Annotated in this window: 1 protein-coding gene; it reads right to left on the reverse strand. The window is 71.3% G+C overall.

Annotated features, from left to right (window positions below; all coding sequences use genetic code 11):
• Positions 1 to 941: ATP-binding protein (locus tag AC5RUJ_RS17245; protein ID WP_494156366.1), on the reverse strand; the 941-nt coding region annotated here is incomplete at both ends.

Consider the following 941-nt stretch of genomic DNA (forward strand, 5'->3'; position numbering starts at 1 on the left):
GCTCAACCGCCAGCCCTCGCTCCGCCAGGCGGACCCCGTGCCGCCGGCGGCACATGCCTGGATCCGCGCGTCCCGTTGCCGGAGCAGCCAGTCCACGGCGGCCACGGACAGTTCGGCGTCACCGGGCCGGCGGAACTGCTGGTGTTCGATCTTCCGGTCGATCAGCGTGGTGTCCAGCCGCCCGGCCCGCACGTCCTCGTCGGCCAGCAGGGTGCGGAGGTGCTCGATGTTGGTATGGATGCCGAGCACCATGGTGTCGGCGAGCGCACCGTCCAGCCGTGCCAGGGCCTGCTGCCGGTCTTCGCCCCAGGCGATGACCTTGGACAGCAGCGGGTCGTAGTCGGAGGGGATGACCAGCCCGGGCAGCAGCGAACTGTCCACCCGGATGCCCTCCCCGGCGGCTTCCTCCAGGGCCAGCACCGTGCCCGCCGAGGGCAGGAACTGCTGCGAGGGATCCTCCGCGTAGACGCGCGCCTCCACCGCGTGTCCCGTGAGCACGACGTCGGACTGGGCCAGCGTGAGCACCTCACCGGCGGCGATGCGCACCTGCCACTCCACCAGGTCCAGGCCGGTCACCAGCTCGGTGACCGGGTGTTCCACCTGCAGCCGGGTGTTCATCTCCATGAAGAAAAACTCGTCGGGGGCGTCGTCGGAGACCAGGAACTCCACCGTTCCGGCCCCGGTGTAGTCCACGGAGCGGGCGGCGTTGCAGGCCGCCTCGCCGATCCTGCCGCGGGTGGCGGCGTCGAGCAGCGACGACGGAGCCTCCTCGATGACTTTCTGGTGCCGGCGCTGCAGCGAGCATTCGCGCTCCCCCAGGTGGATCGCGTTGCCGTGCCGGTCGCACAGCACCTGAACCTCGATGTGCCGCGGCCGGGCGATCAGCCGCTCGAGGAAGAGCGTGTCGTCGCCGAAGGCGGAGGCGGCCACCCGGCGCCCGG

This window comes from Arthrobacter sp. Y3223164 (assembly GCF_059091005.1).